The sequence below is a fragment of the Citrobacter sp. ANG330 genome, from assembly GCF_047467925.1.
Taxonomy (GTDB): Bacteria; Pseudomonadota; Gammaproteobacteria; order Enterobacterales; family Enterobacteriaceae; genus Citrobacter_A; species Citrobacter_A amalonaticus_G.
The window spans coordinates 913,993-925,859 of the sequence record NZ_JASJUI010000001.1 but is presented as its reverse complement, the minus strand read 5'-3'; the positions used below and the strand labels follow the sequence as shown (position 1 = coordinate 925,859).

The 11,867-nt window shown below is 52.7% G+C and carries 15 protein-coding genes; 7 read left to right on the top strand and 8 right to left on the bottom strand.

Translation table 11 applies throughout. The features are described 5' to 3' along the window. Positions 1–110: 110 nt before the first annotated feature. A complete protein-coding gene (gene alaC / locus QNN88_RS04625) occupies positions 111–1,349 on the top strand; it encodes an alanine transaminase (protein WP_414239154.1) in 1,239 nt (412 codons plus the stop codon). Positions 1,350–1,412: 63 nt separating this feature from the next. Here alaC and ypdK read toward each other — a convergent pair whose 3' ends face one another. Both ypdK and lpxP read right to left on the bottom strand, forming a co-directional pair. Beyond that, positions 1,413–1,484: a membrane protein YpdK gene (ypdK, locus tag QNN88_RS04620; RefSeq protein WP_010723117.1), complete on the bottom strand. Its 72-nt coding sequence runs from the start codon at positions 1,482–1,484 to the stop codon at positions 1,413–1,415. Positions 1,485–1,853: 369 nt separating this feature from the next. After that, on the bottom strand, positions 1,854–2,774 hold the full coding sequence (gene lpxP / locus QNN88_RS04615; RefSeq protein ID WP_414239153.1) for a kdo(2)-lipid IV(A) palmitoleoyltransferase: 921 nt from the start codon (positions 2,772–2,774) through the stop codon (positions 1,854–1,856). Positions 2,775–3,195: 421 nt separating this feature from the next. Here lpxP and QNN88_RS04610 point away from each other — a divergent pair, with 421 nt between their 5' ends. After that, on the top strand, positions 3,196–3,438 hold the full coding sequence (locus QNN88_RS04610; protein ID WP_414239152.1) for a DUF2545 family protein: 243 nt from the start codon (positions 3,196–3,198) through the stop codon (positions 3,436–3,438). 145 nt (positions 3,439–3,583) lie between these two features. Here the strand turns inward: QNN88_RS04610 and QNN88_RS04605 are convergent, their stop codons facing one another. From QNN88_RS04605 to QNN88_RS04590, 4 genes are all read right to left on the bottom strand, one after another. Then, a complete protein-coding gene (locus QNN88_RS04605) occupies positions 3,584–4,765 on the bottom strand; it encodes a cyanate transporter (protein WP_414239151.1) in 1,182 nt (393 codons plus the stop codon). Further along, positions 4,762–5,220, bottom strand: a complete 459-nt coding sequence (locus QNN88_RS04600; protein WP_414239150.1) for a nucleoside deaminase — start codon at positions 5,218–5,220, stop codon at positions 4,762–4,764. The genes QNN88_RS04605 and QNN88_RS04600 overlap by 4 nt, the downstream gene beginning before the upstream one ends. A 61-nt stretch (positions 5,221–5,281) precedes the next feature. Then, complete coding sequence (gene cynS, locus QNN88_RS04595; RefSeq protein WP_414239149.1) at positions 5,282–5,752, bottom strand: cyanase; 471 nt, start codon at positions 5,750–5,752, stop codon at positions 5,282–5,284. Between the two features lie 31 nt (positions 5,753–5,783). Continuing rightward, complete coding sequence (locus tag QNN88_RS04590) at positions 5,784–6,443, bottom strand: carbonic anhydrase (RefSeq protein WP_414239148.1); 660 nt, start codon at positions 6,441–6,443, stop codon at positions 5,784–5,786. 110 nt (positions 6,444–6,553) lie between these two features. Between QNN88_RS04590 and cynR the strand changes: the two genes are divergently transcribed. From cynR to QNN88_RS04570, 4 genes are all read left to right on the top strand, one after another. Then, a complete protein-coding gene (gene cynR, locus QNN88_RS04585; RefSeq protein ID WP_414239147.1) occupies positions 6,554–7,447 on the top strand; it encodes a transcriptional regulator CynR in 894 nt (297 codons plus the stop codon). Positions 7,448–7,553: 106 nt separating this feature from the next. After that, the gene (locus QNN88_RS04580; protein ID WP_414239146.1) at positions 7,554–8,321 is read left to right on the top strand and encodes a basic amino acid ABC transporter substrate-binding protein; all 768 of its coding nucleotides are present in this window, start codon (positions 7,554–7,556) and stop codon (positions 8,319–8,321) included. Between the two features lie 66 nt (positions 8,322–8,387). Then, positions 8,388–9,152 (top strand): amino acid ABC transporter permease, encoded by a 765-nt coding sequence (locus QNN88_RS04575; RefSeq protein ID WP_414239145.1) that lies wholly within the window; start codon positions 8,388–8,390, stop codon positions 9,150–9,152. Further along, positions 9,139–9,861, top strand: coding sequence for an amino acid ABC transporter ATP-binding protein (locus QNN88_RS04570; protein WP_414239144.1), 723 nt, complete (start codon positions 9,139–9,141; stop codon positions 9,859–9,861). The genes QNN88_RS04575 and QNN88_RS04570 overlap by 14 nt, the downstream gene beginning before the upstream one ends. A 164-nt stretch (positions 9,862–10,025) precedes the next feature. Here the strand turns inward: QNN88_RS04570 and QNN88_RS04565 are convergent, their stop codons facing one another. Continuing rightward, the gene (locus QNN88_RS04565) at positions 10,026–10,613 is read right to left on the bottom strand and encodes a dienelactone hydrolase family protein (protein ID WP_414239143.1); all 588 of its coding nucleotides are present in this window, start codon (positions 10,611–10,613) and stop codon (positions 10,026–10,028) included. A 7-nt stretch (positions 10,614–10,620) separates the two neighbouring features. Then, complete coding sequence (locus QNN88_RS04560) at positions 10,621–10,872, bottom strand: zinc ribbon domain-containing protein (protein WP_414239142.1); 252 nt, start codon at positions 10,870–10,872, stop codon at positions 10,621–10,623. A gap of 291 nt (positions 10,873–11,163) precedes the next feature. Between QNN88_RS04560 and QNN88_RS04555 the strand changes: the two genes are divergently transcribed. Further along, on the top strand, positions 11,164–11,775 hold the full coding sequence (locus QNN88_RS04555) for a DUF1062 domain-containing protein (protein WP_414239141.1): 612 nt from the start codon (positions 11,164–11,166) through the stop codon (positions 11,773–11,775). Positions 11,776–11,867: the final 92 nt, after the last annotated feature.

Genomic DNA, 11,867 nt, shown 5'->3' with positions numbered 1-11,867 from the left:
TTTCCTTTCCCTCTCGACAGAAGGATTTTAATCAGGCTATTTTCTAGACATGCCACACCGTGGCAGCGTCGCTCGGACGGTCCGGGCGCTAACGTGAATCTGAGGAAACTATGGCTGACTCTCGCCCTGAACGTCGCTTTACGCGTATTGATCGTCTCCCCCCTTACGTTTTTAACATCACCGCTGAACTGAAGATGGCTGCGCGTCGGCGCGGCGAAGATATTATCGATTTCAGCATGGGGAACCCGGACGGCGCAACGCCGCCTCACATCGTTGAAAAACTGTGCACCGTGGCGCAGCGCCCGGATACGCACGGTTATTCCACTTCTCGCGGTATTCCGCGTTTGCGTCGGGCTATCTCCCGTTGGTATCAGGAACGTTATGACGTCGACATCGATCCTGAATCTGAAGCGATTGTCACCATCGGCTCAAAAGAGGGGCTGGCACACCTGATGCTGGCGACGCTCGATCATGGTGATACGGTGCTGGTGCCAAACCCCAGCTATCCCATCCATATTTACGGCGCGGTGATCGCTGGCGCTCAGGTGCGATCTGTTCCGCTGGTGGAAGGTATCGATTTTTTCAATGAGCTGGAACGCGCGATTCGCGAAAGTTATCCGAAGCCGAAGATGATGATCCTCGGTTTCCCGTCTAACCCGACAGCGCAGTGCGTTGAGTTAGCGTTTTTCGAGAAAGTGGTCGCACTGGCGAAGCGTTACGATGTGCTGGTGGTGCACGATCTGGCTTACGCCGATATCGTTTACGACGGCTGGAAAGCACCGTCCATCATGCAGGTGCCAGGCGCCCGCGACGTGGCGGTGGAGTTTTTCACCCTGTCGAAAAGCTACAATATGGCTGGCTGGCGTATTGGCTTCATGGTTGGCAACAAAACGCTGGTAAATGCCCTGGCGCGGATCAAGAGCTATCATGACTACGGCACATTTACCCCGCTGCAGGTAGCCGCTATTGCGGCGCTGGAAGGCGATCAGCAGTGCGTACGCGATATTGCTGAGCAGTATAAGCGTCGCCGGGATGTGCTGGTGAAAGGGCTGCATGAGGCCGGATGGATGGTCGAAATGCCGAAGGCTTCGATGTACGTATGGGCGAAGATCCCGGAACAGTATGCCGGAATGGGGTCGCTGGATTTTGCGAAAAAGCTACTGAACGAGGCTAAAGTGTGTGTGTCGCCCGGAATTGGTTTTGGTGATTACGGTGATACCCACGTGCGTTTCGCCCTGATTGAAAACCGCGATCGTATCCGGCAGGCGATCAGAGGGATTAAAGCAATGTTTCGCGCCGATGGTTTGCTGCCTGCAGGAACGAAGTCAGCCTCTGAAACCCTCGAGTAAAAGCATTGCCCATCTAAACGCAAACAGGAGCCGATGGCTCCTGTTTTTGCTGCATTATTGTCTTTAGATCATCAGGGCAAACGTACCGGCCCAAACGATGACCATAAAAGAAATGCCCATAAAGAAATATTTCACTTTCATCTCTCCGCGTAATGACTGATACGCCTGAATGAATTTCATCTCATCTGATTATAGAGAGCTGATACCGGTAAAAACGAAACCCGGAATATTCCTCATTTCGTTTGCGGCATCACCTCAGAATTCTGTGCGTTGATTGCTCCAGACGGCGCTAATGTACGCCTAAAAATCAGGCGAGACAAGAGGCATTTTCTTATTTACTTTTAGTAACTTACAGGTGTCGTGATTCGGCGACAGTATAATTTCAGAGGGGAATAAATCAATATTGAGCGACGCGACGGGCAGTGAAAAAAGGAAAGATAAAAACCGCCATGTAATCAAGGTTATTGGTGGATGGCAGACAATAAAAAAGGCCTTACGGCCTTTTTAAATGTAAAGCGAAGCTTCACCCAGTGGACGGGTTTTAAAGCGGCGGTGGATCCAGAGGTACTGCTCGGGCGCGCGCATGATCTCTTTCTCGATAATTCTGTTCATATAGGCGGCGGCCTGGTTTTCATCTGTCGGGTAGCCTTTCATCTCAGGCGAGATATACAGGCGATAACCACTGTTACCGGCTTTTCTGACCATCGTCACTGTGAGCATGGCTGACCCTGAAAGGCGCGACAACACATAGGTGCCGTTAGTGGTTGCCACGTTCTTAACGGCGAAGAACGGCGCGAAAGAACTGCCTTTCGGACCGTAATCCTGATCGGGGGCAAACCAGACGGCTTCCCCTTTTTTCAGGGCGCCGACGATGCCGCGCAGATTGTTTCTGCCGATCATCGCTTTATTTGAACGCATACGTCCGCGGGTCTGTACCCACTCCATCAATGGATTGTTATGTGGACGATAGGTCGCCATCATCGGCTGACAAAGGCCCATTACCCGGCCACCCAGTTCCAGTGACATAAAGTGAACACCGACTACCATCACGCCGCGGTTTTGCGCCTGCGCGCGTTGCAGGTTATCCAGTCCTTCAACATCAAACCATTTACGTACGCGACGGTCAGGCCAGAACCAGGCCATGCCGGTTTCCAGCAGCGCCATGCCGAGAGAACGGAAATTCTCTTCAATCATCTTTTCTCGCTGCTCCTGAGAATAAGACGGGAAGCAGAGCTCGAGGTTTTTACGGGCGATGGATTCGCGACGCTTCAGTAAAGGGCGCGCCAGCATACCCGTACGGGTGCCGAGAAAGCACAGCACAGGGTAAGGAAGTTGCACCAGTAACCAGAGCACACCGAGACCAAACCAGGTGAGCCAGTAGCGCGGATGCAGGAACGCGCGAGAGAATTTGCATTTAGGGAACATAAACACCTTCTTTTGATACGCATGGTTGTATCGCAGAAGACGTTTTATCCACGCGGTACACTCAATGTATTAGGCCATCATGTACGACAATGGTTCCTGCAAAGAGTGTAAAGCTGCGTCAGGATAAAACCACGTGGGGCATGAATGCTGGATATATAATGTACCACCAGGAGATTAATGTCAGCCACAAATAATTAATCAAGAAGCGTAAATATTTGCATCGTGTATAAAAAATAATAACGTGTTTTTTAATTATTTGTTTTCAATAAGGTTAGAAAAGCACAATGCGGAATATTCGTATAATTACGTTTGTTATAAAAAGGTTGTGATATTTGCCGGGGGTGGCGCTTTAGTTTATGATTAAAAGTATAAGGAGAGTAAGGGTTTACGTAAGAAGCTCATGCAAAAAGGAGGTACGGCGATGATCTTTTTTTTAGCCTTTCTGCTCGCAAGTATGCTGGGCGTCAGTGGTTATATTGCCCAGGTTTTGGGTTGGGTATCAGCGATTAGCGCGTTTGTCGGCATGGCCATTCTGGCGGTGCTGATATACTACACCACGATGTGGTTGACTGCAGGTGATGAAATGGTCACAGGATTGTTTCTTTTTCTTTCACCTGCCTGCGGGCTGATCATTCGTTTTATGGTGGGTTACGGTAAGCGTTAATGGGTCCGGCATAAATCATTAATTTCACTTATTGCTTTTTTATGTTGGGTTATCGCATCCGAGAGGTAAGTGCCAGTTGACTGGCACTTTCGTCGTCAGAACCCATGAAAACGACCCGGAGTATCCCTCTGTTTTCCTTTCCGTCTTATTCAGCAACTGACCACTCCTGTGGATAGCGCGCGGGCGCAAAACGCAGCGTCAGCGTCATCAGTCCAGCCACACAAAGGGCGTGGAACGTCCAGTCGAGTAGAAAATTACCGCTCAGGCTTCGCAAGAGTCCGGAGAGCCAGGGAGAGAGGCCGGCGATAATAAACCCAATACCCTGCATAAAAGCGACCAATTTACCGGATACCGCCGGATGTCGGGCGTGGTCGAGCGCCAGCACCAGACATAAAGGAAATGCGCCACCCAGGCCGATACCACAAACCACGGCCCAGAGAATCGGCAGTTGCATAGGCAAGAGGATAAAACCACAAAAGCCGAGCATCTGTAAGGCGAGCGTGAAAAGCAACAGTTTACGGCGATCCTGGTGATGCGCGAGCATCGGCAATATCAACGCTCCCGCAGTCTGACCGACGGTCATCAGTGCCAGCAATGTACCGCTGAACTGTGCACTTTCGCCTAACTGAATATAGTACGGCGGCAGCCAGGCAATCAGACTGCCATAACCGCCATTAATCACGCCAAAATAAAGCCCCAGCGTCCAGGCGCGCGGGTTGAGTACAACACGCACGGCAGCACTTTTCGGATCAGGTGAGGGCATCCGGGTCGATCGACCTTGTGCCAGCCAGCCGACCAGGGCTATCAGCGCGGGTAGAGCCCACCATGCCAGCGAGCGATGCCAGAGTTCGCTGTACTGCGCGATCCACGGCGTCAGTGCGGCGCCGAGTCCTCCTCCGCCCATCAGTGCCGCCGACCAGAGTCCCATCACTTGCGGCATGCGACGATGAAAAAGACGCTTAATCACCGTGGGCATGACGACCTGAATGATCCCAATACCAATACCGCCCAGCAGGGCGCTGCTGAGCAGTACCACGCTGTGCGGGGCCAGCTCACGAAGCAATGCGCCGACCATTACCATCAGCAAACTTAGGGCGACGCTGAAACGCTCGCTGATATGACGAGTGATCACTCCTCCGGCCAGTGCCAGCGCGCCCATAGCGATCATCGGTAGCGCCGTGAGCAGCGACGCCATGGCAAAGCTCATGCCGCTGGCGGCGCGCAGCTGGGGCAGAAGTGGGCCGACAGAGGTCAGCAGCGGACGCATATTCAGGCCAATCAGAACCAGAATCATCAGCATCAGGCCAATGCGGGGAGTTTTGTTCATGACTGTTTTTCAGCCCAGCGTTGATAAACTGTCAGCCCATCGGGCTGCGGAAGATGATGAACGGGCAGGGTTTGCTGATCGAGAGGCTGCTGTAGCTGCTGATAAATGGCGGCCGTAGAGAGACGGAACATTTCGCCATCATCATTGCTGTTAGCGAACCAGACTTCTTTCACGCCTGTGAGATACATTGCGCTAAGGCACATCGGGCACGGTTGTCCGCTGGCGTAAACCACGCATTCCCGAAGGGCCGCGCTGCCGGAATGGGCAGCAATCGCACGAATGGCATTAAGCTCCGCATGTCCGGTGGGATCATCATCCAGGTGCAGTGTATTGACAGCTTCGGCGACCGTGTCGCCGTTGCGGACAATGACCGCGCCAAACGGGCGTCCACCCTGTTCAACGTTACGGGCAGCCAGAGCCAGCGCCTGTTGCAGATAGTTATCATGTACAGACATGCTTTACTCCTGTGAGCAGAGAAAAGAAGAACGATACGCCTGCGCGTACCGTGCTGTTGGATTAAAAAGGCTTCGTCGGTAAATACTTACCATCCAGAGTAATCACAGCGCGTTCGCCGCCTTCCGGGTCCGCCACTTTTTTTACATCCAGCCTGAAATTAATCGCGCTGATAATGCCATCGCCAAATTTTTCATGAACCAGCGCTTTTAGCGTGGTGCCGTAAACCTGCAACATCTCATAGAAACGGTACATCGTCGGGTCTGTCGGTACGCGATCGTCAATACTGCCGCGCAGTGGGATAGTTTGTAGCAACAGTACCGCATCGCTATCCAGCGCCAGTTTCTCGCCGACGAGGCGCGCAGCATCGCCTGGAAGGGCATGTTGACCAAGCAACGCGGCGGTGACAAAGGCTTCGGATAACCCCGTGCCGTCCGCAAGTTGGGCAAACGTAAGGTCTTTTTTGGCTTTGCTCAGCAGGATCTGGTCGGCCAGGGCCAGGCGAATATCACGGTTAATTTGTGACTGAATCATAATAGAACCTCATTGATACGTTAAAAATAGCTCAGGCTGCAGATGACTGGCGGTAAGGCATGGCGCAGGTATTCGGCTTTTCTGCCAGTGAAACGAACCGTCCGCTGGCACCGTCGTAAGCGGCAATGTCTGCGCTTTCGATATCATAGACCCAGCCGTGGAGTGCAATGCGCCCTTCTTCAAGCGCGAGGCGTACGGAGGGATGGGTCTGAATATTGGCGAGTTGTGCAATGACGTTTTCACGTATCATTGAGGCCGTTTTCTCGGCCAAAGAGGCGTGTTCACGGGACTCGTTAACCACGCGAGCGGAGTCCGCGTAGCGCAACCAGTGGTCGACGGCGGGCATAGCGTCCAGGCAGTGACAACCGGCAATCGCGGTCATCGCGCCGCAGTCGGAATGACCACAGATAACAATGTCGGTGACGCGAAGCGCCAAGACGGCGTACTCCACCGAGGCGGTTACCCCGCCGGGTTCCGGACCGTATGACGGCACAATATTGCCGGCGTTGCGGATCACGAACAAATCGCCTGGTTCGCGCTGCGTAACCAGTTCCGGAACCAGACGACTGTCCGAACAGGAGATGAATAACGCACGGGGGTTTTGCGAAGTGGCAAGGCGTCTGAATAGTGCGGCACGTTCAGGAAATACTGTACGCTGAAACTTCAGGAAGCCATCAATAATCTCTTTCACGAATAATCCTCTGTCTCGCTATGCGATGAACACAGGCTACGCGCTTCGTTTCATAAGATAAAAGACTCATTTATAATAAAGTCCATTGGATAATCTTATGAGTCAGAGCGATGCTGGATCGACATACCTACTACTTTCTTGCCGTGGCGGAGCATCACGGATTCACCCGTGCCGCGGCGGCGCTGCATGTTTCGCAACCGGCGCTTTCGCAGCAAATCCGGCAACTGGAGGAAATGCTGGGCGTGCAGTTGTTTGATCGCAGCGGGCGTAAGACCCGGTTGACCGATGCGGGAGAGGTTTATCTGCGCTATGCGCGTAGCGCGCTACGGGCGCTGGAAGAGGGCAAACGCGCCATGCATGATGTGGAGGATCTGAGCCGGGGTTCTCTGCGCGTAGCGGTCACGCCCACCTTCACCGCCTGGTTTATCGGCCCGCTACTGGCTGAATTTTATACCCGCTATCCCAATGTAACTTTACAGCTACAGGAACGCTCGCAGGACAAAATCGAAGAGATGCTGGTCAACGATGAACTGGATGTCGGTATTGCGTTTGAGGAAGTCCACTCTGCGGATATCGATGTACAGCCATTGCTGACTGAAAACCTGGCCCTGGTCGTGGCAGAAAATCACCCGCTGGCGGCGCAGGCGTCGGTGGATTTGCACGTGCTCAATAGTGAAAAGTTGATTTTATTGAGCGCGGAATTTGCGACCCGGGAACAGATTGACCGGTATTGCCGTCAGGCAGGTTTGCGACCGCAGATCCTCATGGAGGTCAACTCCATCAGCGCCGTACTGGAGCTGGTGCGCCGGACCGGATTATCCACGTTGTTGCCTGCGCCTGTCGCCGGGCAAAGCAACGATCTGCGGGCTATTTCACTGACCCCACAACTGCTCGAACGCACGGCCGTATTAATGCAGCGCAAGGGAGCCTGGCGAACCGCTGCCGCCAGGGCGTTTGCGGCGATGGCGCAGGAAGGCGCAAAGACCGTGAATGCGGTGAGCTAAGCGGGGATCCCGCAAGGCAAACCGTGGATCAGATAGTGATTGCATAAGGAAATCAGTTTGGGTATTTTTATGCAGTAAATGTGCATAAAAATAACAGGAGAAGGGAATGTTCAGTCAGTGGATAAAAGCAGGATGTTTAATGATAGCGTTGACCGGGGCCGCTTTTGCAGCACAAGAAACCTACGTGGTCGGCGCGGGCGGCACTTATCGTCCGTTTGAGTTTGAAAACAGCCAGAAGGAACTGGAAGGCTTTGATATCGATATTATTAAAGCCATCGCTAAAGCAGAAAATTTTGATGTCAAACTGGTCAATACGCCGTGGGAAGGGATCTTCGCGACGCTGGGCTCCGGGGATCGTGACATCATTATTTCGGGGATCACCATCACGGATAAACGTAAGCAGATGGTTGATTTTTCTCTCCCTTACTTCCCGGCCGAACAGTCGATCGTCGTTCCGGCTGATTCAAAAGTGAGTTCTCTGGATTCGCTGAAAACGGAAAAAGTGGGCGTCGTTAACTCCAGCACCGGTGACATTGTGGTTTCCGGCGTTCTGGGGAAAAACAGCACTGCGATTAAGCGTTTCGACAATACGCCGTTAATGCTGCAGGAGTTGTTTGAAGATGGCGTCAGCGCGGCAGTGGGCGATGTCGGCGTGGTGAAATACTACATCAAGCAGCATCCGGAAAAACAGTTCAAGCTCGTTCCGGATGCCAAGTTTGAGCGTCAGTATTTTGGTATTGCGGTCGCTAAAGGGAATACCGAATTACAGCAGAAGATTAACGCAGGATTGAAGAAAATCATCGCTGACGGTACTTACGATAAAATTTATAAAACCTGGTTTGACAGCGAAGTCCCGACGCTTCCGTCAGAGTAATTTGCGTTATTCATTTATTTTTAGGCTGACACGCGGTCTGTGTCAGCTTTTTTGCAGGGGAAAACCATGACGGGATTTCGTTGGGAAATCATCCAGGAGTATGCGCCATTATTTATGGAAGGCGCGTGGATGACCATAAAATGCACCATCATCTGTGTCTGTCTTGGCACACTCTGGGGGCTGACGCTGGGACTGGGCCGCATGGCGAAAGCCGAGCACGGTTTCTGGAAATACGCGCTCCGCTATTGTGTTCAATATCCCGTTCGTTTCTATGTCAGCGCCTTTCGCGGAACGCCGCTGTTTGTCCAGATCATGGTCGTCCATTTTGCGCTGGTGCCGCTGTTCATCAATCCCCGTGACGGAATGCTGGTCACCAGCGGGCTGATGAGCGCCGATTTTGCCCGCGAATTGCGCTCGGGCTACGGGGCTTTCTTATCCTGTATTGTGGCGATCACGTTGAATGCCGGGGCCTATGTTTCCGAGATCTTCCGGGCGGGGATCCAGTCGATTGATCCCGGTCAGATGGAGGCCTCGCGGGCGCTGGGAATGCCATGGTGGAAAACCATGCGCAAAGTTATCCTGCCACAGGCTTTCCGCCGGATTCTTCCACCGCTGGGCAACAACGCCATTGCCATTGTCAAAGACTCTTCACTCGCCTCGGCGATCGGACTTGCCGATCTGGCCTACGCCGCGCGAACGGTTTCGGGGGCTTATGCCACCTACTGGGAACCCTACCTGACCATTTCACTGGTGTACTGGGTACTCACCTTCCTGCTGGCGCAGCTGGTTAACCGTCTGGAAAAAAGGTTTGGTAAAAGTGATCCACATTAAAAACTTACATAAACATTTTGGTGATAACCACGTTCTGCGCGGGATTGACTGTGATATCAAACCGCAGGAGGTGGTGTGTATCATCGGTCCGTCTGGGTCCGGCAAAAGTACCTTTTTGCGCTGCATGAACGCGCTTGAAACGGTCACTGAAGGCGAGGTGCTGGTGAACGGTTTTGCCGTTCACGATCGCAAAACCGATCTCAATAAAATGCGCGAAAGCGTGGGGATGGTATTCCAGCGTTTTAATCTGTTTCCGCACATGACGGTGCTGGACAACCTGATGATGGCGCCGCAAATGTTGTTGGGACTCTCGCGTCGCGATGCGATCTGCCGGGCAGAAATGCTGCTGGAAAAAGTTGGATTAAGCGATAAACGCGACGCCTGGCCTTCACGCCTGTCGGGTGGTCAACAGCAACGCGTGGCGATTGCCCGTGCGCTGGCAATGAACCCCTCTATCATGCTGTTTGACGAGCCAACCTCGGCGCTGGATCCGGAGTTAGTCGGAGATGTGCTGGAAGTCATGAAGAACCTGGCCAATGAAGGAATGACTATGGCGATCGTCACCCATGAAATGGGGTTCGCCCGTGAAGTGGCCGATCGGGTCATCTTTATCGATCACGGCATTATCCAGGAAGAGGGAACGCCTGAGGTGCTGTTTACGTCGCCAGCGAATCCACGTACGGCTGAATTTTTAAGTAAAGTTCTCTGATATAAAGGGCCGGATCGGTATTTGCCGATCTGGCTATTTCCGCTAACAATCAGATCGACGCTTTTCTTGTTTTACTGCAGCGATACGCCCGTCACGCGAACCATTGAACTCACAGTACAACGTGGAACCGATGGTTTGTATCTTACTGAATTCTATCCAACCGACTACCCGCAGACCGCGTCGACAAAAGCGATGGCATCGGCGACAGCATGGCGTGCCTGCCACGCAAGGTATCCGGGACTGTCTGCATCACAAAAGCCGTGCTGCGCATCGAACATATGGCATTGCACCAGGGGCAATGTTTCCAGCTTCTGTTGAAGCGCCGTAGGATCGAATGACGGCTCGTGGCGGGCCAGGATCATCAGCGCTGGGCAGTGTGGTAACTCATCGCTGTACTGACGAATGCGTGAGCCATAATGACAGATAACCCCATCACACAAACCGCTTCCGGCGACTCGCCATGCCAGCGTTGCTCCGGTGCTGTAGCCGATGACAATCAGTTTGCGATGTTGCGTGCGCAGTGTGGCAAGCAATTTTAAAACCGGTTGCGGATCAAAACCGACGTGATTTGAAAAATTGCGATACGCCTCATCCTGCTGCGTATAGCTGTACGGCGCGTCATGTGGAAAAAGTGCGGGGGCGTAGACGTCGAAACCCCGCGCCCGCCACATCTCCCTGGTGCGATGTATATGCGCATTGATGCCGTAGATTTCATGCAGAATGACGACGGCATCCGACCGTTGGGTTGGCATCAGCGGTTTAGTCTTCCGCTTTGTGTGCCCAGGCGGGCATCGACGTCAGGTAACGGATCGCGCGCTTACGTGACTCCTCGGGGCCCACTTTTTGCCAGGAATCCAGAAATCCCGCCAGACCGGAAACGGCTTCATCCCAGGGCTTCAGATTCCCTTCGGCATCACTGCAATAGGCGCAGTATTTATCGCTCGCGCCTTTGGCGTCGGGCGCGGAAAGCGGCATTCCGCATGCGTGGCAGAACTGTTCTTGCTGTGACATCTGGCGCTCCTTATCTCTGGGGGTGATGAATGAATATACGGCTATTTTTCGAGAAGAATCCGATGTCAGATCAAATAACCCTGACAGTTGTGTCACAAATATTGATTTGACTTATGTATTGAGAAAATAAAGGTCTGCTAGTCTTACTGTCTCATCGATAACCCAAGGGATGGTTGTGCTGGAAATCTTTTGTTAACCCACTGAAAAATATCGTCAAATATTTTTCGCATAGCAAAATTCATGGTTCGTTCAGGACGAACCCGTTTTTGTATGGGTTAAAAAAGGGTCAACATGCACGTCACATGGACCGTCAGTCCCGTGGGCTATCAGCGCATCGCAAAGCGCTGTCCTGCCTGCAATATTAAGCGCGATTTCGTCCCTTCCGGGGCTTTCAGAATGAATTCGCAAAAGAAGCAGCTGGATGTCTGGAGCATCTACAAATGCCTGTATTGCGATTACACCTGGAACATCAGCCTGTTCTCACGTCTTCCTGTCAGCCGCATTGACCGCGAGCTTTATGCGCGGATCGTTGCCAATGACGCAAGAGCGATCCAGCTTTTCGCCCACGATCGCCAAATCCTGAAGCGAAATAACGCCGAGCTCTCCGGGGTTCCGGATTTTAACGTTCGTGAACAGTGGCGGATAACGCTTGTCCGGCATCAGCAGGTAAAGGTGAGTATCAGGTTAACGATGGCCTTTCAGGTCAGTCTGATGTCGGTGATGAAAAAGCAGTTACGACTCAGTACGGGGGAGGTAACCCGGTTGGTAAACGAAGGGAAGATTCGCGGTATTACGCTACGCGAGCTCAAAAATCGCAAAAATCATGATACGACTTATGAGCTTTGGATGAGTGCGGATGCGTTTTACGCGACCCGGAAAATGCGCCGAGAAATAGTACGTTAAGCCAGACGACGCCCGGCCAGCAAGGCGGGCGTCTAAAACTGGCGATCGAAAACAGTGAGAAGATATTTTACCGTGATGTTTTTTTGTCTACC